The 22,800-nt window shown below is 70.7% G+C and carries 25 protein-coding genes; 10 read left to right on the forward strand and 15 right to left on the reverse strand.

Annotated features, from left to right (window positions below; all coding sequences use genetic code 11):
* Positions 1 to 48 precede the first annotated feature (48 nt).
* Positions 49 to 1,848 carry a type VII secretion protein EccE gene (gene eccE / locus LX12_RS20050; RefSeq protein WP_253656381.1) on the forward strand — a complete coding sequence of 600 codons (1,800 nt, stop codon included), beginning with the start codon at positions 49 to 51 and terminating at the stop codon, positions 1,846 to 1,848.
* Positions 1,849 to 1,861: 13 nt separating this feature from the next.
* Here the strand turns inward: eccE and LX12_RS20055 are convergent, their stop codons facing one another.
* Positions 1,862 to 2,215, reverse strand: coding sequence for a hypothetical protein (locus LX12_RS20055; RefSeq protein WP_253656382.1), 354 nt, complete (start codon positions 2,213 to 2,215; stop codon positions 1,862 to 1,864).
* 112 nt (positions 2,216 to 2,327) lie between these two features.
* Here LX12_RS20055 and LX12_RS20060 point away from each other — a divergent pair, with 112 nt between their 5' ends.
* Positions 2,328 to 2,636, forward strand: a complete 309-nt coding sequence (locus LX12_RS20060) for a hypothetical protein (RefSeq protein ID WP_253656383.1) — start codon at positions 2,328 to 2,330, stop codon at positions 2,634 to 2,636.
* Positions 2,637 to 2,679: 43 nt separating this feature from the next.
* Here LX12_RS20060 and LX12_RS20065 read toward each other — a convergent pair whose 3' ends face one another.
* From LX12_RS20065 to LX12_RS20100, 8 genes are all read right to left on the reverse strand, one after another.
* The gene (locus LX12_RS20065) at positions 2,680 to 3,786 is read right to left on the reverse strand and encodes a GGDEF domain-containing protein (protein ID WP_253656384.1); all 1,107 of its coding nucleotides are present in this window, start codon (positions 3,784 to 3,786) and stop codon (positions 2,680 to 2,682) included.
* 242 nt (positions 3,787 to 4,028) lie between these two features.
* A complete protein-coding gene (locus LX12_RS20070; RefSeq protein WP_253656385.1) occupies positions 4,029 to 4,331 on the reverse strand; it encodes a WXG100 family type VII secretion target in 303 nt (100 codons plus the stop codon).
* Between the two features lie 31 nt (positions 4,332 to 4,362).
* Complete coding sequence (locus tag LX12_RS20075; protein WP_253656386.1) at positions 4,363 to 4,686, reverse strand: WXG100 family type VII secretion target; 324 nt, start codon at positions 4,684 to 4,686, stop codon at positions 4,363 to 4,365.
* A gap of 85 nt (positions 4,687 to 4,771) precedes the next feature.
* Positions 4,772 to 5,557: an ESX secretion-associated protein EspG gene (locus LX12_RS20080; protein ID WP_253656387.1), complete on the reverse strand. Its 786-nt coding sequence runs from the start codon at positions 5,555 to 5,557 to the stop codon at positions 4,772 to 4,774.
* The gene (locus LX12_RS20085; protein WP_253656388.1) at positions 5,557 to 6,519 is read right to left on the reverse strand and encodes a PPE domain-containing protein; all 963 of its coding nucleotides are present in this window, start codon (positions 6,517 to 6,519) and stop codon (positions 5,557 to 5,559) included. The genes LX12_RS20080 and LX12_RS20085 overlap by 1 nt, the downstream gene beginning before the upstream one ends.
* Before the next feature lie 54 nt (positions 6,520 to 6,573).
* Complete coding sequence (locus tag LX12_RS20090; protein ID WP_253656389.1) at positions 6,574 to 6,876, reverse strand: PE domain-containing protein; 303 nt, start codon at positions 6,874 to 6,876, stop codon at positions 6,574 to 6,576.
* Positions 6,877 to 6,903: 27 nt separating this feature from the next.
* A complete protein-coding gene (locus LX12_RS20095) occupies positions 6,904 to 8,163 on the reverse strand; it encodes a hypothetical protein (RefSeq protein WP_253656390.1) in 1,260 nt (419 codons plus the stop codon).
* An 83-nt stretch (positions 8,164 to 8,246) separates the two neighbouring features.
* A complete protein-coding gene (locus LX12_RS20100; RefSeq protein ID WP_253656391.1) occupies positions 8,247 to 8,564 on the reverse strand; it encodes a type VII secretion target in 318 nt (105 codons plus the stop codon).
* A 258-nt stretch (positions 8,565 to 8,822) separates the two neighbouring features.
* Between LX12_RS20100 and LX12_RS20105 the strand changes: the two genes are divergently transcribed.
* Together LX12_RS20105 and LX12_RS20110 are read left to right on the forward strand one after the other, a co-directional pair.
* Positions 8,823 to 9,269 (forward strand): hypothetical protein, encoded by a 447-nt coding sequence (locus tag LX12_RS20105; protein WP_253656392.1) that lies wholly within the window; start codon positions 8,823 to 8,825, stop codon positions 9,267 to 9,269.
* On the forward strand, positions 9,266 to 9,679 hold the full coding sequence (locus LX12_RS20110; RefSeq protein ID WP_253656393.1) for a YbaB/EbfC family nucleoid-associated protein: 414 nt from the start codon (positions 9,266 to 9,268) through the stop codon (positions 9,677 to 9,679). The genes LX12_RS20105 and LX12_RS20110 overlap by 4 nt, the downstream gene beginning before the upstream one ends.
* 15 nt (positions 9,680 to 9,694) lie before the next feature.
* Here LX12_RS20110 and LX12_RS20115 read toward each other — a convergent pair whose 3' ends face one another.
* From LX12_RS20115 to LX12_RS20130, 4 genes are all read right to left on the reverse strand, one after another.
* Positions 9,695 to 10,447 carry a 3'(2'),5'-bisphosphate nucleotidase CysQ gene (locus LX12_RS20115; protein WP_253656394.1) on the reverse strand — a complete coding sequence of 251 codons (753 nt, stop codon included), beginning with the start codon at positions 10,445 to 10,447 and terminating at the stop codon, positions 9,695 to 9,697.
* 20 nt (positions 10,448 to 10,467) lie between these two features.
* Positions 10,468 to 12,351, reverse strand: a complete 1,884-nt coding sequence (cysC, locus tag LX12_RS20120) for an adenylyl-sulfate kinase (protein WP_253656395.1) — start codon at positions 12,349 to 12,351, stop codon at positions 10,468 to 10,470.
* A complete protein-coding gene (gene cysD, locus LX12_RS20125) occupies positions 12,351 to 13,274 on the reverse strand; it encodes a sulfate adenylyltransferase subunit CysD (protein ID WP_253656396.1) in 924 nt (307 codons plus the stop codon). The genes cysC and cysD overlap by 1 nt, the downstream gene beginning before the upstream one ends.
* 110 nt (positions 13,275 to 13,384) lie before the next feature.
* A complete protein-coding gene (locus LX12_RS20130) occupies positions 13,385 to 14,281 on the reverse strand; it encodes a helix-turn-helix domain-containing protein (protein WP_253656397.1) in 897 nt (298 codons plus the stop codon).
* 105 nt (positions 14,282 to 14,386) lie between these two features.
* Between LX12_RS20130 and LX12_RS20135 the strand changes: the two genes are divergently transcribed.
* From LX12_RS20135 to LX12_RS20150, 4 genes are read left to right on the forward strand one after another with little or no spacing between them, the layout of a single operon-like run.
* A complete protein-coding gene (locus tag LX12_RS20135) occupies positions 14,387 to 15,283 on the forward strand; it encodes an enoyl-CoA hydratase (protein ID WP_253656398.1) in 897 nt (298 codons plus the stop codon).
* Positions 15,283 to 16,455: an acyl-CoA dehydrogenase family protein gene (locus tag LX12_RS20140; protein ID WP_253656399.1), complete on the forward strand. Its 1,173-nt coding sequence runs from the start codon at positions 15,283 to 15,285 to the stop codon at positions 16,453 to 16,455. Before LX12_RS20135 ends, LX12_RS20140 begins: the two co-directional genes overlap by 1 nt.
* Positions 16,452 to 17,438 (forward strand): acyl-CoA dehydrogenase family protein, encoded by a 987-nt coding sequence (locus LX12_RS20145; RefSeq protein ID WP_253656400.1) that lies wholly within the window; start codon positions 16,452 to 16,454, stop codon positions 17,436 to 17,438. Before LX12_RS20140 ends, LX12_RS20145 begins: the two co-directional genes overlap by 4 nt.
* Entirely contained in the window at positions 17,435 to 18,547 is a 1,113-nt protein-coding gene (locus tag LX12_RS20150) for an acyl-CoA dehydrogenase family protein (RefSeq protein ID WP_253656401.1), read from the forward strand. Before LX12_RS20145 ends, LX12_RS20150 begins: the two co-directional genes overlap by 4 nt.
* 54 nt (positions 18,548 to 18,601) lie before the next feature.
* On the opposite strand, the gene LX12_RS20155 is transcribed toward LX12_RS20150, so the two are convergent.
* On the reverse strand, positions 18,602 to 19,276 hold the full coding sequence (locus LX12_RS20155; protein ID WP_253656402.1) for a response regulator: 675 nt from the start codon (positions 19,274 to 19,276) through the stop codon (positions 18,602 to 18,604).
* A gap of 39 nt (positions 19,277 to 19,315) precedes the next feature.
* Positions 19,316 to 20,572 carry a sensor histidine kinase gene (locus tag LX12_RS20160; protein ID WP_253656403.1) on the reverse strand — a complete coding sequence of 419 codons (1,257 nt, stop codon included), beginning with the start codon at positions 20,570 to 20,572 and terminating at the stop codon, positions 19,316 to 19,318.
* A gap of 169 nt (positions 20,573 to 20,741) precedes the next feature.
* On the opposite strand from LX12_RS20160, the gene LX12_RS20165 reads away from it, so the two are divergent.
* Both LX12_RS20165 and LX12_RS20170 read left to right on the forward strand, forming a co-directional pair.
* Complete coding sequence (locus LX12_RS20165) at positions 20,742 to 21,398, forward strand: DUF4352 domain-containing protein (RefSeq protein ID WP_253656404.1); 657 nt, start codon at positions 20,742 to 20,744, stop codon at positions 21,396 to 21,398.
* 151 nt (positions 21,399 to 21,549) lie between these two features.
* Positions 21,550 to 22,794: a sensor domain-containing phosphodiesterase gene (locus LX12_RS20170; RefSeq protein WP_253656405.1), complete on the forward strand. Its 1,245-nt coding sequence runs from the start codon at positions 21,550 to 21,552 to the stop codon at positions 22,792 to 22,794.
* The last annotated feature ends 6 nt before the right edge of the window (positions 22,795 to 22,800 follow it).

Below are 22,800 nucleotides of genomic sequence, written 5' to 3' on the forward strand. Positions count from 1 at the left end.
CCCGCGGCAGCCATTCAGCTGTACAGAACCGTTGCTAAGGTAACCGACGTGGCGCACCCGACCCGGCCCGGCTCCTGGGCCCGCACATCGGCTCCGGTGCGGGTGCTGCCCCTGTGGTCGGTCATCGCGGCCGAGGTGGTCGCCGTCGCCGTCTTCGCCGTCCTGCGGGCCGTCGGTGTGGGGCTCCCGGTCGCCGTCGCCGTCACCGTCGTCGTGGGTGTCATCGGTGCCGCCCTCGCCGTCCGTGCACCGTCGGACATCTCGGTCTACGGCCGGGTCGCCCGCCGGCTCGCGTATCTCCGTCGGGTGACCCGGACCGCCGACGACCCGCCCATCCCCTTCGATCTCCCCCAGCCCGACGGCACGGGCATCGGCGCCCGGTGGGCCGACGACCGTCTCATCACCGTCATCCGGATCGCCCGCCCGGTGGCCCCGACCGCGCTCGTCCCGACGAACTCCATCGTGGCGAACTCGGGCCTCTCGCTGGGTGTCGTGGCACGGGCGTTGTCGCAGTTCGACATCGAGCTGGAGTCGATCGACGTCGTCGCGCACGGGTGGCGATCGCGCGCGGCCGCGCACCTCACCGGCCCCTACTCCACCCTGACCGCCAACCTCCCGACCGTGCCGCAGCAGGACGTCTGGGTGGTCCTCCGTCTCGACCCGCTGCTGTGTCCGGACGCCATCGAGGCACGCGGTGGCGGGCCGACCGGCGTGCTGCGCACAGCCATCACCGCGACCCGGCGCGTGGCCAACCATCTCGCCCACGAGGGGTACCGCCCATCGATCCTGTCCGCGGCCGGGATCACCGCGATGGCTGCACAACTGGTCGATCACGCCCGCGTGGAGGACGCCGCGGAGGGCTGGACGTCGATCGCCGACGGCTCGTACTCCACGACCTCCTACGCGCTGACCCGGACCATCGACGAGGATTTGGGCACGGCGGTCTGGATGACGCCGAGCCTGTCGACGACGTGCGCCACCCGGTTGCGCAGGGCGGGAGGTGATTTCGAGGTCTCCACCGTCGTCCGCTTCGCCGCGGTCGGTGAGCTCTCGCGGACGCCGCCGCCCGAGCTGCGTCGTCTCGACGGTCGGCAGCGCGCAGCGCTGAACAGGACCCTGCCGATCGGTCGCGACGACATCGCCGCACTTCCCCGTGACGTCCTCGACCTCGCGACCCTCGACGGGATCCGTGTCGTCGACGGAGGACACGGGCAGTTGTTCGGCGCCAACGTGGACGGCGAGGCGCTGGCGATCCCGCTGTTCGGGTCCGACGTCCGCCGCGTCGACGTGTACGGCTCGGCGTTCCTGGCGCAGCAGATCGTGGTGCGGGCCATCGCCGTCGGCGCGCGGGTCGTCATCCGCACCGACCGACCCGACGCCTGGGCGCCGCTGGTGGCGAACGTGAACGACCCGCGCACCCTGTTCATGTTCTCGTCGCCGATCGAGCAGCGACACACCGTCGCCCACTACACGCTCTGCATCCTCGACGCGCGCGAGGCGACCGAGGACTCGACCGTCGGGACACAGCTGCGGGTCCACCGCACCGCCGGGATCCCGGAGCGTCTCGACGAGACGTCGGACGTGGCCATCTACCAGGACAACCGCGACCAGACGCGCGCCTACGTCGTGACCCGCACCGAGACCTGCGCCGCGACCCTTGTCGCCCTGCCCGCGGAGGGCTCACTGATCGACGGGGGTCGGCCGGTGCGTCGGCCACAGCAACCCACACCTGCCGGCGTCGCCCGGCCCGACCGGGGTGTCGACGATCGTCCTCCGATGCCGTCGCCGGCCGGCGTCCCACCGGCGTACCCGGACCGCCGGAGCCGCCACTCGCTCGACGGCGAGTGAGGTCGCGTGGGCATCACTGCCCGTAGGTGTACCGCAGGTTCGCGAACACGAGATCGCCGATCCGCGTGCCCATCCGGCGCATCTCCTCATCGCCCGGGATCGGCGGGTCGACCATCAGGGTCCACCGCACAGAGGCGTCCATCGGCCCCTCCAGATCGAAACGGATCCGCGCGTCGGGGCGGCTCGCCCAGAGCGACGACCACACGACGAGCGTCGGCCGTTCTGCCACCAGGGTGGTCGGGATCGTCTCCCCGTCGAGCAACATCAACCATGGGCGGCCGTTGTGCTGCAATGGATCCGCGAGATCGTCGAAGACCACCCACGCGGGCGGCGGAAGGCTGTTCAGCCGGGAGGCGACGACGTCCATCCCGGGAACGGTAGGCGTCCGCCGCGGTGGGAGCGACGGAATTCTCTTGCGTGCTGCCGACGCCGCCCGGCATGGTCGTCACGCACCACCGCCATCAGAGAGGAGATCCACCATGAGACCGGACACTTACCCGGACGAGTGGCGACCCTCCGCGGACGACGGGCCGGTCGAGCTGGTCGTCGACGGCGAGCTGTTCCTGCTCGAGGTGCAGGCGGGCGGCGGTTCCCACTGCACCTGGGTGCCAGGGCCGAACTCCGGCTACGGGTTCAGTTCTGGGGCCACGCGAGTGGCCTGGAAGACCGAGTCCGGACTGCCACCGGCGCCGCTCCCGGTTCCGCTGCCGAGCATCGCCGACCACCGACGCTCGATCCGTGAGTTCCTCGACGAGATCGATCCCGAGATTGGGTATCTCGCCGACTGACGTCGCGCCGATCCGGCCCGGCCGGGCGCGGATGACCGCCGCCTCAGAGGTCGCCGAGGGCCGTCGCGCTCGCGATCTGGTGTGAGCGTCCGCCGCCGTCGCGCTTGGCGACGTAGAGCGCGGTGTCGGCGATGACCAGGGCGACCTGCAGGTCGTCGACGCCCCCGCGTCGCAGGGTGGTGCCCCAGACGCTCACGGTGAGCCCGGCGATGGCGGCGGCGCGGACCGCGCCGCACACCTCGTCGGCGAGGGTCGGTCGCGCGGACACCGAGACGATGCCGAACTCGTCACCGCCGAGACGCCCGACGACGGACGTGTCGCCGAAACGGCTCAGCACACCGGCCACCTCGCGGAGGGCGAGGTCGCCACGGTGGTGGCCGTGGGTGTCGTTGAACTCCTTGTAGCGGTCGATGTCGACCAGCAGCACGGAGATCGGCGCGTCGTCGGAGGTGGTCTCGACCAGACGCGCTGCGTGGTAGTCGAATCCCCGTCGGTTCCACAGTCCCGTCAGCGGGTCGGTGTCGGTCTCACTCCGTTGGGCGCGCAGTCCGTTCTTGATGTGCCCGGAGAACACCGCCAACAGCAGGGTGGTCGCGTTGAGGCCGATGATGCCGCACCCCGCCGCGCCGACGGCCGCCAGTCTGCTTGGCACGAGATCGGACTCGACGAGGCGCACGGCCATCACCACCAGATAGCCGTTGATCCACACGGTGTGAAAGGCGAGCGCTGCCCGGGTACCGAAGAAGGCTCCGAACGCGCACACGGGGGCGAACAGCGGCGCCCCGACGATCCCGAGCAACGGGTTGTCGACCGACGCGTGCACCGCCGAGGTGCCGACGTCCGCCCATGCGAGGAAGGCGAACCCACGCCATCGCACGGAGGGATCGTCGGGTGACCACCACAGCGTGTCGAGGTCGATGGTCCGGAACCAGATGGCGACCGGGACCGTGGTCGCGCAGAAGACGAGGGTGGTCACCTGGCCGGCGGTCGTGGTGATGAGGCCGGGTGAGAACACGGCAGACAGACCGACGACACCGAACAGCACGATCACGACGCAGATGGCCCACTGGAGCGGACGCCGGTCCACCGGGATCGTGGACAGGATGTGGTGCTGCTCGGCGGTGAGCGAGCCAAGTCTCTTCTCCGACATCGCCCCCCCGGTTCGTCGGACGTCGGACCAGATGGCCGCGTGCTCATCGATCCGACCTGTGCTGCAGGTGTGACCACGGTAACGCGTGCCACAACCACTCCGTCGGCCCCGCGTTCGCACGTTGGACCGGAACCCGACGTACACCGTTCACCGGATGGCCCCGCACCGCTCCAGGTCACCCGACGACGACGGGCGGTGCGCCGGTTCGGCACACCGCCCGTCGTGGCGGTCCGAGGTGTGGCTCAGGCGTTGAAGGTCCGGGCCACCGCACGCTCGGTGTCGGCCATGTTGCCCTGGCCGTCGCTCGCCGCGCGGATGATCTGCGCGAGGACGCCCTGGATCTCGGTGACGTCGTTGGTCCACTTCTGGTGCACGGTCCGGAAGGCGGCCGACGCCTCGGACTGCGGGTCCCAGCTCTGCTCGATCTGGCGGCGGATGCCCTCCATCTCGTTGTTGAGCTGGTTGAACTGGTTCATCTTCGAGGAGATCTCCTCGAGCAGCCCGGTCAGCTGGGCGGTGTTGTAGACGATGAGGCCGTCGCTCATGGTGTGTCTGCCTTTCTGGGGGGTGGAAGGATCAGGAGAGGTTGAGGCCGCCCGCGGAGCTCCGCAGACTCGCCGAGGCGTCGGTGTCGGTGCTGGAGTAGTTCTTTGTGCCCGCGTTCACGCTCTGCAGCACCTCCTGCATCGTCTGCTGCAGCTTCGTCGACCCGGCCTGGTAGCGCGCGTTGACGTTCTGGAACTCGCGCGAGGCGTCGCCCGCCCAGATGGAGGCGTGCCCGGCCTGCTGGACGACCGACTCGGTCTGCCGCAACACGGAACGCATGTGGTCCTGGAGCGCCTCGGCCTTCTGCCGGAGTTGGTCGACTGACCCGGTGTCGATGTTGGTGCCCTGTGCCATCAATCTCTTCCTTCGTCGTGTCCGAATCCACGGACGCCTGTGGTGTGACGAGAGAGGTTCCCCCGCCGATCCCAGCCGGCGGTCATCAGACGCCCCCGGGAAGTGTGTGTGCGAGTTGCCGGAGCGCGGCGGCCACGCGGCCGCCGTCACCCGGCGCGATGGACGTCCACCGCTCGCCGGACACCGACGGCGTCGCGACCGAGAGCACCCGACCCCGCTGGGTGTCGAACACCGCGATCACCGTCCGACGCACGGGATCACCTGCCATGGCAACGATCTCGGTCTGACCGACCGAGTCGCAGAGCGAGGCCGCCAGGACGCGCGCGGCCGACTCCGCCAGTCCAAGCGCGAAGAACGCGGCTGCGTGATCGGTCTCGTCGATGCACCCGTGCAGGGCACGGTCGAGGACGTGGCTGGGGTACCGGACCTCGGGGACGACCGCACCTGCGGTCTCGCCGATCAGCGCACCGACCTCGGAGCGCAGCAGTCGGGCGTCGTCGCCGGCGACGACCTCCCGCGCCACGAACTGCGAGCCGTTGCGGGACAGGAAGAATCGACGGTCGCCGGACGCGACGAGACACACACGCAGGATCTGGGTGACGTCGATGCGGCGCATCTCGACCAGCCAGTCGGGGTTCGCGGTCGCCGTGAGAATCGCGCGCACATGCAGATCGACGTGGCCGGCGTCGTCGATGACACCCCTCCCGACCAGGGACGCCACGGCGTCGGCCCGCGACGACACGGTGAGACCGTCGTCGGCGGTCTCCTCGATCCTGAGGACCGTCGGCATGGTCTGCAGACCGAGATGGTCACAGAGGGTGAGCATCTCGACCAGGGAGAACGAGTGGACGACGTCGGTGTCGATGACCATCACGCTCCCTCCCGCTCGGCGACCCCGAGGACCGACGGCGCCGCGGGCACGTGTCCGTCCGCGACGGCGTCCTGTACAGAATCATAGTTCGTGGCCACGACAGGCGTGGGGGTGGCGCCCGAGTGGGACGCGGAGGCCATCGGCGCGACGGGGCCGACGACCGGGGAGCCGGCGACGGTCGCCTCCGCGGACTGTCCCACCACCGTCACCTCCTCACCGGCGACCGGTACCGCGCCCTGGTGTGCGGCACGGGCGGTCTGCGTCGTGTACTCATTGGACGCACGTGGGCCCAGACCGGTTCCACTCAGGGAGGCGATCGCCATCATCGCGCCCTGCGCGGCGGCGACCGCGGCCGAATCCTGTTCGGCCAGCCGCGCTTGCGCCGCATCACGCTGGGCCGCGGTGGCCGGGGCGTGCACGAGACCCGTCGGCGCGGGCGCCGACTCCCACGGCTTCGCGACGGGGGTCGTCGCCTGCTCGTAGGTCTCCATCACGCGCGACGCCTGCGCCTTCATGCCCATCGCCTGCTCGTCGAGTCGAGCGATCCCACCCGCGATCAGCGCCGAGGGAGGCGCGACGACGGCCTTGAGCGCCGCCTCCATCTGACCGACCGCGGCGATGACCCCGGCGTCGGGCATCGCGGCGACGGCGACGGTGTGCGCGATCGCCTGTCGCTCAGCGGCCTTGGCGTTGGCGCGGGCGTCGTCGGCGACTGCCTGCACCCACGTGGCCATCGTGTCGACGGCGTCGAGCACTCCCGCGCGGGTCGAGCCCGTCCAGCCCTCGTCGACGATCTTGCGGACCGCAGCGAACTCCTGCTGCAGCTCCTGCAGCGTGGACGCGATCGTCCCCCAGGCCATCGCGGCCTCGAACATGGGGCGTTCGCCGGCGCCGGTCGAGAGCTGACGGCTCAGCTGCTCGGCAGGCCGCACCTCCCACCGCACCCCGGTGAATCCCACCATGGTCGTTCGTCCCTTCGGTCGCGTCGATCAGGTTGTCGTGCAGAGCCTCTCGGCTCAGATGCCGGACAGGTCGCTCGCGACCGTCTGGTCGGTCGTGGCGATGGTCGTCGATCCGTCACGCAGCGCAGCCGCGACGTCACGGATCCCGGCCACCCCCTTGGTGATCTCCGCGTCGAACGCGTCGGCCGAGCCGGTGAACGACGCCGCGGCGGCCCGCGACACCTCGTCGGAACCGGCAGGGGCCGTACGCAGCTCGTCGCCGTGGGCGCTCACCGTGCGCTCGAGTTCGGCGGCGATGGCCTCGAGACGGCTGACAGCCTTCTGCAGATGGGCGGGGTCGACGGCGATGTCGCTCATGGTCGGTTCTCCTCCTGTGACGATCGGTCAGCCGTCGAGTTCGTCGGGGCTGTCCCAGATGGACTGTGCTGTGGTCGGTTCGACACCGCCGAGCACCGACGGCGAGGCAGCTGGGCTCTCGCCGACGACCTCGTCGGTGTGGCGCGCGTCGACGGACGTCTCGCGGTCGGCGGTGTGGGCCGACGAGCTGGAGGCCGACGCCCCAGCGGCACCGGCGGCGCCCATCGGCATCCCCGCGGGTCCGACCGTCCCGGTGCTGGTCGCAGACGTCCGGTTGACCACCTCGTCCTGAGAGGTGGAGCCCGACCGCGACGAGGAGGGGGCGACGGGCGCTTCGGCGGGGCGTGTGCCCAGTGGCGGCGTGGACCCACCACCGCCACCGAGGCCCCCGACCGCTCCGACGCCTCCCGCACCGCCGCCGCCGACGCCACCGGCACCGGCCGCGCGGCCACCGGCGGCATCGCCGGCCCGGGCGGCGAGGGTCTCGGCACCGGCCGGCACGCGGCCGAGCGACGACGCGCGGCCGAGACCGCCGCCCACGCCTCCGACCGCGCCGATGATCGACTGGACGGGGCTGGTGACCGCCTGCACCGCGGACGACGCCATGCCGGGGACCGCGGCTGCGGCCTGCGGCGCCGCGGTGATCGGGATCGGGTGGCCGGAGATCGTCATGTTCGCGGTGTGCGCGGTCAGCTCCGCGCGGGTCTCGGCGACGACGGCCAGACCTTCACTGAGGTGGGTGGTCGCGGACGCGATGATGCCCGCCTGGCCGATCGGGGTGACGGCCGCCGGGATGAGCGGGACGAGAGACGCAGCGAAGCTCGCGATCACACCCTGCAGCAGGGCGACACCCTTCGCGACGCTTGCCGTCGCGGTCGCGACGATGCGCGAGATGTCCCCGCTCTGGGTGCCGGTCTCGACGTTGTTGACGTTGGCCTGGGCACCGGTCGCCATCGCCGCCGAACCCCCGGCGCCGGCCCAGAACGGCGTCACCGCGGACATCGCCTGCGACAGGACGCCGAAAACACTCTCGAACGCCTTCTGCAACCCGTCGAACAGCTGCGTCGGGTCGAACGGCGCGCCGGCCATGTTCCCCGACCCGAACCCGGACAGCAGGTCGGTCAACGGCTTGAACAGCGACGCCAGGTCGATGGTGGGCAGCGGCGGCATGGCCGGGAGCGGCGGCATCGACGGCATGGGCGGGAGCGGCGGCAGACCGAGGTGCTTGGTGAGGATGTCGCTCACCGGCATGTGGAGCAGCGGCGCGACGGGGCTGCTCTCCAGCATGTCCATCACACTCGGCCCCGGCCCACCCGGGCCGGGGACGCTGGGGCCGTGTCCGGGTGCCGGCGCGTGGCCCGCACCCTCGGTCACAGCGGTGCGCTCGCGGAGTTCAACGCGTGGCGGGTGTCGCCGTCAGTGACCTGGTAGCTCTCGGCGGCGGCGAACGCGGATGCGGCACTGCCCTGGTGCACGGCCACCAACGCCGCGGTGGAGACGGCGTTCGCGAACTGCGCGCCACCGAAGCTCGCGAGGAAGTCCTGGCCGATGAGTCCGAACACGGGCACCATCACGGCGACGTTCGCCGCGAGGTCCATCGCGCTCGCACTGTCGATCGCCGCACCGACCGCCGACACGGTGGTGCCGTAGGTGCGGATCGCGTCGGGTTCGACGGACAGGTTCGTCATGGTGGTGGACCCCCAAGGTCTGTTCTCGGACGTCGGACGCCTGTCCGACGAGCGGTTCGGTGGCAGCCTATCCGACGCCGGACAGGTCTTCCACACGATCATTAGGGATCTTCATCATCTCGCAGGATCCCTCACTTCGTTGGACGCGAGCGGCCCAGGATCGGTTCCACCCATTTCGCGAGAACCTGCCCCGCCTGCCCTGTGGACAGCCGCCCGCACCGCGCGACCGCACGATCGTGCGGGTGCCATCATGACTGCGTGCGCCGCTACATCGACCCCGACGACTTCGACGACGACCCCTGGGAGGACGACGACGAGGACGCGGACACCGCGACGGTCACCGCAGACGAGGCGGGCCCGCCCGAGACCGAGGTGGCACTCCCCACGGTCGGCCGGGCGTCGACGCCGACGGGGTCGGTCGAGGTCCGCACCACCATGCAGGGGCTACCGACCGCGATCCACATCGAGGCGTCGGAGATGGATCGCTCGGCGACGCGCATGGCCCGGACGATCCTTCTCCTCTGCCGACAGGCCGGCGCCCGGGCGGGCGCGGCGCATCGCGCCGAGCTGCTCGCCCAGGGCCATCCCCTCGAGGCGGTGTCCTACCTGCAGCTCCCCTCCGACCGGGACGCCGCCGCCATCGACCGTGAGGTCGACGACTTCTTCGACGACGAGGACACGAGCACGTGGATGAGGCGCGCATGAGCGAGCAACGGTTCCCGCCGCGGGCACCCCTGCCCGACGCGCCACCCATGCCGCCGTCGTTCCCCATCTCCTTCGACGACATCGAGGCGAGCGCCCGACGCGCGCTCGACCGACTGCAGTCGACGTCGGAGAACATCGCCGCGATCCGTGTCGAGCACAGCGACGAGGACGAGCTCGTGACGGTCGTGGTCGACGGCACCGGCGCGCTGGTGGACCTGCGCATCGCTGAGGACGCGATGTCGTTGACACCGCAGGCACTGGGACAGCTCGTCGTCGACACGGCGACCGCCGGCGCGGGACGCGCGTTCGCCGAGCTCGGTGGACACATCACCGCGTTCACCGGGGCCGCCGCGGACGACCCCGGCCCGCAGGGCCTGCTCGACCGTCACCGCCCGGATCCGGAGGGCTGAGCGGGCAGGCGTAGGTCACCTGATCGCGTCGAGGACCTTCTCCTGCAGGTCCGCCCGGCACACGACGAGGTCGGGCAGGTAAACGTCGGCGTTGTTGTACTCCAGCGGCGACCCGTCGACGCGGCTGCACCACAGGCCGACGGCCCGGGCGACGGCGATCGGTGCGGCCGAGTCCCACTCGTACTGGCCACCGGAGTGGACGTAGACGTCCGCCTCGCCGCGGACGACGGCCATCGTCTTCGCACCGGCCGAGCCCAGCTGGACCACCTCTCCGTCCACGGCGGCGGCGGCCGGGTCGGCGAGTGGCTGCGGTCGCGACGCGCTCACCACGACGCGCGGCGTGGTCGACGACCGCGCCGGCAACAGGCCCGCGACGGGCTCGACCGACGACTGGTCGGTCGTGTACGTGACACCGAGGTCGGGCAGCGCGACGGCACCCGCGACGAGACCGGACCCGCGGTGCCACAGGGCGACGTGCACGGCCCAGTCGGCGCGGTCGGGCATGCCGAACTCCCGTGTGCCGTCGAGGGGATCGATGATCCAGACGCGATCGGCGGCGAGGCGACGACGGTCGTCGGCGCTCTCCTCCGACAGCACCGCGTCGTCGGGTCGCTCCTCCCGGACCCGGGAGACCAGGAGGTCGTTGGCCTGTTCGTCGCCGGCCGCGCCGAGCTCCTTGCCCGACAACCCGCTGTCGGACCGCAGCCGGACGAGCAGTTCACCGGCGGCGGTGGCGAGCTCACCGGCCAGTCGGGCGTCAGCACCCATCGCCGCGGTTCCCGCTGACGTCACAGACCGAGATCCCGGATGATCGCCTCGGCGACGTCGCCGGGCGTGCCGTCGGCCGGGGTGACGACGAGATCGGCGTGCTCGGGCCGTTCGTAGGGCGAGTCGATGCCGGTGAAGTTCGTGACCTCACCGCGACGCGCACGGGCGTAGAGGCCCTTGGGATCCCGACGTTCACATTCCTCCAGCGGCGTGTCGACGAAGACCTCGTGGAAGGTCAACCCACTCGCGTCGTGGATGTCACGGGCGCGCCGGCGCTCCGCCGCGAAGGGACTGATCAACGACACTATGGCAACGGCGCCGGAATCGGCGAACAACGCGGCCACCTCACCCGTGCGGCGGATGTTCTCGCGCCGGTCGGCGTCGCCGAACCCCAGGTCCGAATTGAGGCCGTGCCGCAGGTTGTCGCCGTCCATGAGGTAGGCCGGGCGCCCGGCCGCGACGAGACGACGCTCGAGTTCGACGGCGAGCGAGCTCTTGCCCGACCCCGACAGGCCCGTCAGCCAGATCGTCGCCCCGGCGTACGGACGCTGGTCGCGGCTGACTTTCGACCCGTGCCAGACGATGGTCGCGCCGTGGTTCACCGGACCGGTGATCATCCCCGCGCCGACGGTCTGGTTCGTCGTCTCGTCGACGAGGATGAAGCTGCCGGTGTCGCGGTTGCGACGATAGGCGTCGAACATCAACGGCTGCTGGGCATGCAGCGTGACGCGCCCGATCTCGTTCAGCGACAACGTGTCCGCGGTCTCGTCGCGATGCAGGGTGTTGACGTCGAGCCGATAGTCGACGGCGGTCACCTGCGCGCGGGTCTGTGTCGTCGTCGATGCGACGACGTAGCGGTTCCCCTCTGTCAGAGTGGTCGCCTCGGAGAACCAGCAGACCATCGCGTCGACGTCGCGTCCCACCCACGGCCGGTTGTTCGGCCGGGCGATCATCTCGCCGCGGGTGATGTCGATCTCGTCGGTCAACGACACCGACACGGCCATGGGCGGGAACGCCTCGGCGACCGGTGCGCCACCGGGGCCCCAGATCTCCGCGATCCGGGACGTGAAGCCGCCGGGCAGGACGACGACGTCGTCGCCCGGACGGAACACCCCGCCGGCGACGCTGCCCGCGTAGCTGCGGTGGTCGTACCCGTCGGCGCGCTGCGGCCGGATGACGTACTGGACCGGCAAGCGGGCGTCGATGAGGTTGCGGTCGGAGGCGATGTGCACCTCCTCGAGGTGGTGCAGCAGGGGGCTGCCCTGGTACCACGGCATGTTCGTCGACCGCTCGACGATGTTGTCGCCGAGCAACGCCGAGACGGGGACGAACGTCAGATCGGTGACGTTCAGCTTCGACGCGAACGAGGCGAACTCCGCACGGATCTCGTCGAACCTCTCCTGGGAGAAGTCGACGAGGTCCATCTTGTTCACCGCCAGCGTGAGATGCGGGATCCCCAGCAGCGACGAGAGGAACGCGTGCCGTCGGGTCTGCTCCAGAACGCCTTTCCGGGCGTCGATGAGGACGATCGCGAGGTCGGCGGTGGATGCCCCCGTCACCATGTTCCGCGTGTACTGCACATGACCGGGCGTGTCGGCGACGATGAACTTCCGTCGTGGCGTGGCGAAGTAGCGGTAGGCGACGTCGATCGTGATGCCCTGCTCGCGTTCCGCACGCAGTCCGTCGGTGAGCAGCGCCAGGTTGGCGTACTCGTCCCCGCGCTCGGCGCTGGTCCGTTCGATGGACTCCATCTGGTCGGTGAAGATCGACTTCGAGTCGAAGAGGAGCCGGCCGATGAGCGTCGACTTCCCGTCGTCGACGCTGCCGGCGGTCGCCAGCCGCAGGAGCTCCTTGCGGCCGAGATCGACCGGCGCACCGGTCGCCTCGTGATCGGTGACCGTCATCAGAAGTACCCCTCCTTCTTGCGATCTTCCATGCCGGACTCCGAGATCCGGTCGTCGGCACGGGTCGCGCCGCGCTCGGTCAGGCGGGTCGCGGCGACCTCGTCGATCACCTGCTCCACGGTCGATGCGGTCGACTCCACGCAGCCGGTGCACGTCGCGTCCCCGACGGTGCGGAATCGCACGGTCTCGACCCGGGTCTCCTCCCCCTCCTCCGGTTCGAGGAACCGCGTGCGTGCCAACAACATCCCGTCTCGCGGGATCACCTCGCGTTCGTGGGCGTAGTAGATCGGGGGCAGGTCGATGCGCTCTGCCCCGATGTACTGCCAGATGTCGAGTTCGGTCCAGTTGCTCAACGGGAACACCCGGATGTGTTCACCCGGGGCGTGCCGGCCGTTGTAGAGGTTCCACAGCTCGGGTCGCTGACCGCGAGGGTCCCAGGCGCCGAACCGGTCCCGGAAGCTGAACACCCGCTCCTTGGCGCGCGCCTTCTCCTCGTCCCGGCGCGCACCGCCGAAGACGGCGTCGAACCGGTTCTCGGCGATGCCCCGCAGCAGGGCGGTGGTCTGCAGACGGTTGCGGCTCGCCCCCCGACCGGTCGGCTCGACCACACGGCCTGCGTCGATGTCGTCCTGGACCGACGAGACCACCAGGCGCACACCGGTCTCGGCGACCACGCGGTCGCGGTAGTCGATCACCTCGTCGAAGTTGTGCCCGGTGTCGACGTGCATCAGCGGGAAGGGCATCGGGGAAGGCCAGAAGGCCTTCCGGGCGATGTGGAACATCACCACCGAGTCCTTGCCGCCGGAGAAGAGCATCCCCGGCCGCTCGAAGGTCGCGGCCACCTCGCGGAAGATGTGCACCGACTCGGCCTCGAGGGCGGCGAGGTGGGAGAGCTCGTACGAGGGCGCGGGGGGTGCTGTCATGCCCGGCTTCCGATCTGTCGTGCGTCGACTATTCGAACCATTGAGTCGACTATCCGAAGAAACTGTAGGTCTCGGCGGAGAACACCGTCAACCGGGCACACGGTCGCGTGTCAGCCGGCCGCCGCGAGGACGTTCCCGGCGCGCTCGGCCGCGTCGCGGAGCAGGGCGGCGACGCGTCGGATCTCGGACGTGGACAGCCGCGCGAACGGTTGCGCCGCCAGGGACATCGTCACCGCCTGACCCCGCCCACGCGACCCGACCGGCACGGAGATCGTCGCGACGGAGATCTCCCCGCCGCCGTCCAGCTCGTCGTCGGTGACGTCGATCGTCGCCAGCTCGGCGTAGGCGGCCGCCAGCGAGGCCGACAGTCCGTCGACGACGAGGTCGTCCCCGAGTGCCTGCAGCGCCGAGTGCACCCGGACCAGCGGCCGCGACAGCCGGTCGACGGTGAATCCCCGTCCACGGACGTCGGCGAGGACCGCGTCGAGCCGCGAGACCAGTCCGACCCCCGCCGGCTCCGCCACCCGCATCCACTCCGCGCGCACGTCGTCGTCGGCCCAGGCAACGTACTCACGGCCGAACGGGGCGATGACCGGCAGCGCCAGCCCGGGCGCCACCTGCGACAGCACCGACGCGGGCGCGACGGTGTCGGTGACGACGAGGAACCGGCCGCGCAGCGTGGCCAACGAGACGGGCATGTCGAGATCGCGGCCGAGCCCGCGCAGCAGGTCGTCCAGCACCCGGCCGGGAGCGCGGCCGCGGGCGAACACCGAACCCATCCGGTCCCCCAGTCCGTAGGTGGTGTCGACGTCGTCCCGGTGCACCCATCCGCGCTCCACGAGCGTCGCGAGGATCGCGTGACCGGTCGCCCGCGTGATCCCCTGCGCCCGGGAGATCTGTGCCAGCGAGAACCGTCGGTCGGGTTCGACGGCGAGCATCTCCATCACGTCGACGACGCGGTCGGTGGGCGGCGACACCGCCCTGTCGCGCACTCCGTCGTCTCCCATGGGCGCCGATGCTACGTCGAGCGTCGAATCCCTCGTTCGATTATGCGAACAGTCGCGCCACGTCCGGCTTTACCAACCAAGCACTTGCTAGGTACTGTCCGAGGTATGTCCGAGACCCCCATCCCACCGCCTCTGACCGGCGACGACCTGACCGCGGACTCGGCTCCGGTGGCCTATGAGGTCGCGAACGGGGTGGCCTACGTGACGCTGAACCGACCGGAGTACCGCAACGCGCAGAACTCCGTGATGACGTACTCGCTCGACGCCGCCTTCGTGCGTGCCGTCGACGACGCGGCGGTCAAGGTCATCGTGCTGCGGGCGAACGGCAAGCACTTCTCGGCCGGCCACGACATCGGTACCCCCGAACGCGACTTCCACGTCCGGTACCCGAACACCGCCTCGCTGTACTGGGATCACACCGACCGATCCGGTGGGGATCAGCGGCTCGCGCGCGAGATCGAGGTCTACGTCGGGATGTGCCGCCGCTGGCGGGAGATCCCCAAGCCGGTCATCGCGCAGGTGCACGGGGCGTGCATCGCGGGCGGTCTGATGCTCGCCTGGATCTGCGACTTCATCGTCGCCTCCGACGACGCGTTCTTCTCCGACCCCGTCGCCCGCATGGGGATCCCCGGTGTCGAGTACTTCGCCCATGCCTTCGTCCTCGGACCCCGCCGCGCGAAGGAGCTGTTGTTCACGGGCAAGCGCTTCACCGCGGCGCAGGCCGCCGACTGGGGGATGGTCAACCACGTCGTCCCCCGCGACGACCTGCAGTCCACGGTCGACGGCATCGCGGCCGAGATCGCCGAGATGCCGCAGCTCGGGCTGGCCCTGTGCAAGAAGGCCGTCAACATCTGCGAGGACCAGATGGGACTGCGGAACGCGATGAACTCGGTGTTCGGGTGGCACCACTTCGCACACAGCGCGAACGCGGAGGCCGACGGCGACTCGCTCGGCGGCATGGACGCGAGGTCGATGAAGGCCAGTGCGGGCGGGGGCGCCTGATGGACCTCGACTTCGACCCGGACGTCGTGCGGTTCCGCGCCGAGGTGCGGGAGTGGTTGCGCGACAACGTCCCCAGCACACCCCTGCCGTCGATGGACTCGGCCGAAGGGTTCGAGGCCCACCGCGAGTGGGAGCGCCGGATGGCCGACGCTCGCTGGTCGGTGGTCAGCTGGCCCGAGGAGTTCGGCGGCCGCGACGTCGATCTCGTGCACTGGCTGGTCTTCGAGGAAGAGTACTACCGCAGCGGCGCGCCGGGCCGCGTCAGCCAGAACGGCATCTTCCTGTTGGCGCCCACGCTGTTCGAGCACGCCCACCCCGACCAGCTCGCCGCGATCATGCCGCGCATGGCCCGCGCCGACGACATCTGGGGCCAGGCGTGGAGCGAGCCGGAGGCCGGCAGCGACCTCGCCTCCCTGCGGTCGACGGCCACCCGGACCGACGGGGGATGGCTGCTCAACGGGCAGAAGACGTGGAGCTCGCGGTCCAGCTTCGCCGACCGCGGGTTCGGGTTGTTCCGCTCCGATCCCGAGGCGACCCGCCACCGTGGGCTGACCTACTTCATGTTCGACCTGCGCGCCGACGGTGTCACCGTGCGCCCCATCGACCAGCTCGACGGCGAGCCCGGGTTCGCAGAACTGTTCCTGGACAACGTCTTCGTCCCCGACGATCCCGACCGACCCGGCGAGTCCGGTGTCATCGGTGCCGCGAACGACGGGTGGCGGATAGCCATGAGCACCGCGGCCAACGAACGAGGCCTGTCGCTGCGTTCACCCGGACGGTTCCTCGCGACCACCGACCGCCTCCTCCAGCTGTGGCGACGTACCCGCGACGACGCCCCGGACGGCACCGCCGACCGCGTCGTCGACGCGTGGATCGGATCACGGGCATACGAGCTGTCCACCTATGCGACGGTGAGCCGGCTGCTCGGCGGCGGTTCGCTGGGCATCGAGTCGTCGATCAACAAGGTGTTCTGGTCCGAGTGGGACATCGCGACGCACGAGACCGCGCTGGACCTGCTCGGCGCCGACGGCGAACTCGCGGACGGGCCCGACTCGGGCTGGCTCGCCGGCTACCTGTTCTCCCTGTCCGGCCCGATCTACGCCGGCACGAACGAGATCCAACGCAACGTGATCGGCGAGCGACTGCTCGGACTGCCCCGGGGAGACCGATGAGATTCCTGCTCGAGACCGAACACGCCGACCTCGCGTCGAGCATCGACGCGATGCTGTCCCGCGCCGACGTGCCGAAGATCGTCCGTGCGCTCGTCGACGGCGACGCGCAACCCACGGCGGACCTGTGGTCGCGCCTCGCCGACACCGGCGTCACCGCTCTGCTCGCCGACGAGGAGTTCGGCGGGATGGGCGCGGGCGCGGTCGAGATGGTCGTCGCCGTCGAACAGCTGGGGCGTCACTGCGTGCCCGGACCGGTCGCCGAGTCCACCGCCGTCGTGCCGTGGCTGCTGTCGGCGACCGGACGCCGAGACCTGCTGGAGCCGCTGTTCGCCGGGCAGCCCGCGACGATCGCGCACGACCTCCTGGCGCGGCGCGCCGCCGACACCGCCTCGTGCTCGACCGTGCTCGCGATCCGCGGGTCCCGTCTCTCCACCGCGACGGTCCGCGACACCCACCGTTCCGTCGACCCCACGCGCACCGTGTCCGACGTCGAGCCGGACGAGACGGTGGCCGACGACGTCGACGCACGCCGGGCCGGTGATCTCGGCGCCCTCGCGACCTCGGCGCAGCTGCTCGGGCTGGCGTCCGGGATGCTTGCCCTCGCGACAGACCACGCGCGGTCGCGGACACAGTTCGGACGCCCCGTCGGCTCCTTCCAGGCCGTCAAGCACCACCTCGCGGACGTGGCCATCGCCGTCGAGATGGCCCGACCGCTGGTCCACGGCGCGGCCCTCGCCGTCGACGCCGAGGGCGCCACCGACACGGTCCCCACCGACGTCACCCGCGACGTGTCCGCGGCGGCGGTCGCCTGCGGGCGCGCCGCGGATCTGGCCGCACGCACGGGGCTGCAGACGCTCGGCGCGATCGGCTACACACGCGAACACGACCTTTCGCTATACCTCACGAAGACCCGGGCGCTGCTCACCGCATGGGGCACCCCCGCTCTCCACCGTCGTCGTGTCCTGGAGGCGATCGCCCCGTGAGCGACGTGCTCGACCCGTCGGACTCCCCCGGCGTCGACACCGACGAGCAGGCCGCGCTGCGGTCGGCCGTCGCCGACGTGCTGCGACGACACGGCGGATCCGACCGCCTCCGGGCGGCGATGGCCTCCACCCCCCGATCCGACCTCGACCTGTGGCGGACGCTGACCCAACAGGTGGGCGTCGCGGCACTCGCGATCCCCGAGAGGTTCGGCGGTGTCGGCGCGAGCCTCGTCGAGACCCACATCGTGCTGGAGGAGCTCGGACGTGAGCTCGCGGCGGTCCCGATGCTCGGGTCCGCGGTCCTGGCGGCGCAGGCCGTCCTGCTGACCCGGGACGACGAGGCCGCCGAGCGGCTGCTGCCGGGCATCGCCGAGGGCGAGACCGTCGCGTCGGTCTGCTGGGCCGACGTTGCCGGCTGGGGTCGGGGCGGCGTGGTCGCCGACGGCGGCCTGCTGACGGGCACCGCGCACTACGTCCTCGACGGCGAGTACGCCGATGTCCTGCTCGTCATCGCCCGGTCGGGCGGACAGACCACCCTGCACGAGGTCGCCGCCGACGCCGAGGGCGTGACCCGTACCGCGATGCCCCTCATGGACCCGACGCGCGCCCTGGCCACCGTCACCTTCGAGGACACGCCGTCGACCGTGATCGCGGCCCCGGGTGACCTGGTCGACCGCCTGCTCGCCGTCGGGGCGGTGGCCCTGTCCGCCGAGCAGGTCGGGGTCGCGGCAGGCGCGCTCGACCGCACGGTCGCCCACACCTCGACACGCACCCAGTTCGGCCGGCCCATCGGCTCGTTCCAGGCGCTGAAACACCGGATGGCCGACATGTTCGCAGCCGTGGAGACCGCCCGATCGGTGTCCTACGACGCGGTCGACGCCGTGGTCCGCGGCAGCCACGACGTCGACGAGGCCGTCGCCGCCGCGCGGATGCTGTGCTCCGAGACGGTCACCTCGGCCGCGGGCGAGGCGGTCCAGATGCACGGCGGGATCGGCATCACCTGGGAACACGACATCCAGCTCTTCTTCAAGCGCGCGCACGCCACGACGTTGCTCCTCAACCGACCGTGGACCCACGCCCCGGTGATCGAACAGGCGGCCGGACTGTAGCGGCAATCGGTCACGGCCTGTGGTGCGGTGAGTCCCCTTCCCTCACAGCGCGCATCAGATGACCAGTCCTCCGCGCAGGGCCTCCAACGCCGCCTCGACGCGCGTGGTGACACACAGCTTCGTATAGATGTGCGACAGGTGGGTCTTCACCGTGGTCTCGCTCAGATACAGGTCGCCGGCGATCGCCGCGTTGGTGGCGCCCGAGGCGAGCGCCCGCAGGATCTCCCTCTCGCGATCTGACAACGTCGCGACCGCGCGTGCAGACGCCGAACGGTCGGGGCCGCTTCGTCCGCCGGTCGCACTCGGGCCGGTGGCTGCGACGATCTCGCGCAGCGACTGCTCGCTGAACAGCGTCGTCCCGCTCGCGACCGCGCGCACCGCCATGCCGAACGACTGCGGGGGTTCGTCCTTGCGGATGAAACTGTGGGCACCGGCGCGGATGGCCTCCAGCACGAGGTCGTCGACGTCGAGCGCCGTCATCGCGACCACGCGAGGCGGATCGGGTTCGGCGATCAACGTCGCGATGGCCTCGATCCCCCCGACTCGCTGCATCTTCAGATCCATCAGGACAACGTGCGGGCGGTGCTGGGCGAGCGCCGCCGGGACCTGGTCACCGTCGTCGGCCTCGGCGACCACGCGGATGTCCCCCGAGGCGGCGAAGATGTCGGCGAGACCGCGACGCACGAACGGATCGTCGTCGACGACGAGGAGATCGATGGGCGCTGTCATGGTGTGCCGATCGTAGGCAGCGACCCCGACATCGGACTGTCAGGAGTACCAGGGCAGCCAGGCGCTCACGACGAACTCGTCGCCGGTTCGGCCGGCGGTGAACGACCCACCGGCGCTGGTCACCGCCTCACCGATTCCGCGGAGTCCGGTCCCGGTCCCCGCCGTCGACGGCGCAGACGTGCCGGTGCGCGTGCGGACCTCGAGGCGGAGCCCGCGCTCGGGTGACCCGTGGACCGACAGACCCACCGGCGAACCGAGTGCGTGCCGTGAGGCGTTCGTGAGGGCCTCACGCACCACCCGGTAGGCCACGTGTCCCGACAACGGTCCGATCGGATCCGGCGGTACATCGACGAGCAACGTCACGTACACCCCGGCTGACCGTGCCGACGCGACGAGATCGCTCACTCCGTCGAGGTTCTGCGCACCCGACCCCGCGTCCGCGCCCGCCTCGCCCCGCAGCACGCCGATGATGCGTTTGAGTTCGTCGAGCCCGTCGTGAGCCGTCTTCTGGATCAACGACGCCGAGTTCGCCACCCTCTCGGGACCTTCGGTGCTGTTGACCTGGAGACCGCCGGCGGTCAGCGAGATCCGGCTCAGGGTGGCCGCCAGAGTGTCGTGCATGTCGCGGGCGATCCGCGCACGTTCGGCAGACACCGCCATCTCCGCGCGCATGACCTCGGACACGCGCGTCTGATCGTCGAGAGCCGTGGCGACCACGGTCAGCTGACTGCTGGTCCTTCGCTGGACGGCCACGGCGACCACCAAGGCGACGAGAACGGAGGCGACCGCGAACGCCACCCAGATGGGCAGGTCCCACTCCGGCACCGGACCGTCCTCGGGCATCCGGACGCCGATGGTCAGCACCGAGTAGTCCCGGCGACGAAACGAGTCGTAGAGCAGCGATACCACGCAGGCCGCCCACACCGCGCCGGTTGCGATGACGAGCCGACGGTCACGCACACACGACGCCACCGCGTACAGCGCTATGAGAGCTGCGGTTGCGTCGGTGGCGAAGAAGAGCGGTGCGGCCACTGCGGCGGCGAGCACCCGGAAGGGGTGTTGGTGTCGCCACACGAGGGCGATCGCCGCTGCGACGTTCAGGACGAACCCGAGCGACACGTTCCACACCGGCGTCCCCGCGGCCCCCGCCAGCCCCGCGGTCATCATCGTCAGGAAAAGGCTGACCGCGACGGCAGCGACAGTCGCCAGCCGGCGCCGGATGCGACCGGGCGCGGCGGTGGAAGCCTTCTGCGGCCACGACGACGCCGATGGCGACACCGGGCCGATGGGGATCATGGCCGCGACGGTACGGGTGGCTTCCGACAGCCACCATCCGGCGATCGGTCGGGTCGGCGCGCGCCGCGTCGGACCGATCGGGTGAGTACGACGGACCGATCGGTGGATGTGATCGGCCGTGTGGTCGCGGTGCAGTGGTCGAGAACATCGACAGCCGAGAGGTACTGCCATGAACCGGAACCCGTCCGATCCCCACCAGCCCGAGTCGTTCGTCTCGCCCTACCCCCCGCCGGCACCGCGCAGGAACTGGTTCGCACGCCACAAGGTGCTGACCGTGCTCGGTGTCCTCGTATTGCTCATCGTGGTCATCTCGGTCGCGTCGAACGGTGGAGGCTCGACGGAGTCCCCGGACGCGGCTCCCGCCGGCAGCACGACGGCGCCTGCCTCGGCCGGTGCTCCTCCGACCGCCGCAGAGTCCGCGTCCGCGGCCCGACCGGGCATCGGCGCACCGGCGCGTGACGGCAAGTTCGAGTTCGTGGTGCGCGGCGTCCGCCCCGGTGGGACGAGCATCGGCCCCGATTTCATGGCCGAACGTGCACAGGGCGAGTTCCTGCTCGTGGACCTGACCGTGCGCAACATCGGCGACAAGGCCCAGAGCCTCGACATCTCGTCTCAGAAGGTCCTGTCGGCACAGGGAACCGAGTACTCGCCGAACACGGCGGCCACCATCCAGGTCGACGACGCCGCGGTGTTCTACGAGCAGATCAACCCCGGCAACGCTCTGCAGGTGACGGTGGTCCACGACCTCCCCCGCGGCACCGACGCGACACAGATCGAACTGCATGACTCGGTCTTCTCGGGTGGCGTGACCGTCGACCTCCGCTGAGGCCCCGACGGCGGTTCACGTCCGGGCACCACCCGACGACCCGGGACTGGACCGCCGTCGGCCCGTTCCCCGACCTGTCCTGTCGCGGGAACTGATGGCACGCGTGCGGAACAGTGACAGATACCAGCGTCCCCCGACTACCATTCGGACGATGACCGACGGTGCCGCGTCCCGCGCCGGGCACGCCACCAATTACCTGCGTGACGGTGCGGTGAGCCGCACCCTGTCGACGACCCTCGAGCTCGCCGCGATGGCGGTCGGTTTCGCGCAGGCCCGTCTGCACATCCTCGACGAGCACCACCAGTACGTGCTCGCCGCCTACGGTGACGCCGACAGCGTCGGGCTCGTCGTCGATCGCGAGTCGACCACATGTCGCGCCGTCGTCGACTCTGCCGAGCCCCTGGTCATCGCCGACGCCACGACGGCGACGGCAGACCCCGCGCTCGTCACGCCGCTCACGGCGGCGGGTCTCCGCACCTACGTCGGGGTGCCCCTGTTCAGCCGGGAGCACACGGCGATCGGCACGCTCTGCCTCACCGACACCGACCCGAAGGCCGTCAGCGGCAGCGACGTCACCCTTCTGCAGAAGTACGCGCGCGTCGTCGAGGAGCAGCTCGAGCTGCAGCGCGACCGCACCCGACTACCGGACGACACGGGGCTCGACGACGTCGCGGCCGCCCTCGCCCGCGGTGAGATCCAGCCGTGGTTCCAGGCCATCGTCGACCCGTCCGACGGCACGGTCCAGGGGTTCGAGGCGCTCAGCCGGTGGATCCACCCGCTTCACGGTCCGCTCACCCCGGCACACTTCCTGCCGGCTGTCCGCGCGACGGACATCATGCTCGACATCGATCTCGACATCCTGCGGGCGGCGGCCACCGCGCTGCACGGCCAGGCGAGCACCGTCGGCGACGACGTGCTGCTGCACGTGAACATCGAGGGCGGCCATCTGCACCGTCCCGCCCGGCTCGCCCGACTGCTCGACGCCGTCCGCGACGCCGCCCTCCCGAGCGAGCGACTCTGTGTCGAGATCATCGAGTCGACGGTCGGCGACGACGACAACACGCTCTCCGCGCTGGAGGCGTTGCGCAGCAACGGGGTCCACGTCGTGGTCGACGACCTCGGACGCGGGTGGTCATCTCTCTCGCGGCTCGTGCACTGGTCCATCGACGGGTTCAAACTCGACGCGTCGCTGACCTCGTCCCTCGGCAGCCCCGCCGTCGATCACCTGCTGCGCGGGCTGATCGAGCACGGGAGGGCCAACGGCCTCATGGTGATCGCCGAGGGCATCGAGACCCCGCAGCAGCGTGACGCCCTCGTCGAGCTCGGATGCCCGGAGGCGCAGGGCTTCCTGTTCCAGCGGCCGGGACCGGTGCCGACGATCCCGCCGACGCTCTGACGCCCG

Origin of the sequence: Williamsia serinedens (genome assembly GCF_024171725.1) — a bacterium.
Lineage (GTDB): Bacteria > Actinomycetota > Actinomycetes > Mycobacteriales > Mycobacteriaceae > Williamsia_A > Williamsia_A serinedens.

What these genes read in the sequence shown, in the direction of transcription:
- LX12_RS20055 (WP_253656382.1), bottom strand. Translation starts at nt 2,215, where the DNA reads ATGGACGTCGTCGCCTCCCGGCTGAACAGCCTTCCGCCGCCCGCGTGG.
- LX12_RS20060 (WP_253656383.1), top strand. Translation starts at nt 2,328, where the DNA reads ATGAGACCGGACACTTACCCGGACGAGTGGCGACCCTCCGCGGACGAC.
- LX12_RS20065 (WP_253656384.1), bottom strand. Translation starts at nt 3,786, where the DNA reads ATGTCGGAGAAGAGACTTGGCTCGCTCACCGCCGAGCAGCACCACATC.
- LX12_RS20070 (WP_253656385.1), bottom strand. Translation starts at nt 4,331, where the DNA reads ATGAGCGACGGCCTCATCGTCTACAACACCGCCCAGCTGACCGGGCTG.
- LX12_RS20075 (WP_253656386.1), bottom strand. Translation starts at nt 4,686, where the DNA reads ATGGCACAGGGCACCAACATCGACACCGGGTCAGTCGACCAACTCCGG.
- LX12_RS20080 (WP_253656387.1), bottom strand. Translation starts at nt 5,557, where the DNA reads ATGGTCATCGACACCGACGTCGTCCACTCGTTCTCCCTGGTCGAGATG.
- LX12_RS20085 (WP_253656388.1), bottom strand. Translation starts at nt 6,519, where the DNA reads ATGGTGGGATTCACCGGGGTGCGGTGGGAGGTGCGGCCTGCCGAGCAG.
- LX12_RS20090 (WP_253656389.1), bottom strand. Translation starts at nt 6,876, where the DNA reads ATGAGCGACATCGCCGTCGACCCCGCCCATCTGCAGAAGGCTGTCAGC.
- LX12_RS20095 (WP_253656390.1), bottom strand. Translation starts at nt 8,163, where the DNA reads ATGCTGGAGAGCAGCCCCGTCGCGCCGCTGCTCCACATGCCGGTGAGC.
- LX12_RS20100 (WP_253656391.1), bottom strand. Translation starts at nt 8,564, where the DNA reads ATGACGAACCTGTCCGTCGAACCCGACGCGATCCGCACCTACGGCACC.
- LX12_RS20110 (WP_253656393.1), top strand. Translation starts at nt 9,266, where the DNA reads ATGAGCGAGCAACGGTTCCCGCCGCGGGCACCCCTGCCCGACGCGCCA.
- LX12_RS20115 (WP_253656394.1), bottom strand. Translation starts at nt 10,447, where the DNA reads ATGGGTGCTGACGCCCGACTGGCCGGTGAGCTCGCCACCGCCGCCGGT.
- cysC (WP_253656395.1), bottom strand. Translation starts at nt 12,351, where the DNA reads ATGACGGTCACCGATCACGAGGCGACCGGTGCGCCGGTCGATCTCGGC.
- cysD (WP_253656396.1), bottom strand. Translation starts at nt 13,274, where the DNA reads ATGACAGCACCCCCCGCGCCCTCGTACGAGCTCTCCCACCTCGCCGCC.
- LX12_RS20130 (WP_253656397.1), bottom strand. Translation starts at nt 14,281, where the DNA reads ATGGGAGACGACGGAGTGCGCGACAGGGCGGTGTCGCCGCCCACCGAC.
- LX12_RS20135 (WP_253656398.1), top strand. Translation starts at nt 14,387, where the DNA reads ATGTCCGAGACCCCCATCCCACCGCCTCTGACCGGCGACGACCTGACC.
- LX12_RS20140 (WP_253656399.1), top strand. Translation starts at nt 15,283, where the DNA reads ATGGACCTCGACTTCGACCCGGACGTCGTGCGGTTCCGCGCCGAGGTG.
- LX12_RS20145 (WP_253656400.1), top strand. Translation starts at nt 16,452, where the DNA reads ATGAGATTCCTGCTCGAGACCGAACACGCCGACCTCGCGTCGAGCATC.
- LX12_RS20155 (WP_253656402.1), bottom strand. Translation starts at nt 19,276, where the DNA reads ATGACAGCGCCCATCGATCTCCTCGTCGTCGACGACGATCCGTTCGTG.
- LX12_RS20160 (WP_253656403.1), bottom strand. Translation starts at nt 20,572, where the DNA reads ATGATCCCCATCGGCCCGGTGTCGCCATCGGCGTCGTCGTGGCCGCAG.
- LX12_RS20165 (WP_253656404.1), top strand. Translation starts at nt 20,742, where the DNA reads ATGAACCGGAACCCGTCCGATCCCCACCAGCCCGAGTCGTTCGTCTCG.
- LX12_RS20170 (WP_253656405.1), top strand. Translation starts at nt 21,550, where the DNA reads ATGACCGACGGTGCCGCGTCCCGCGCCGGGCACGCCACCAATTACCTG.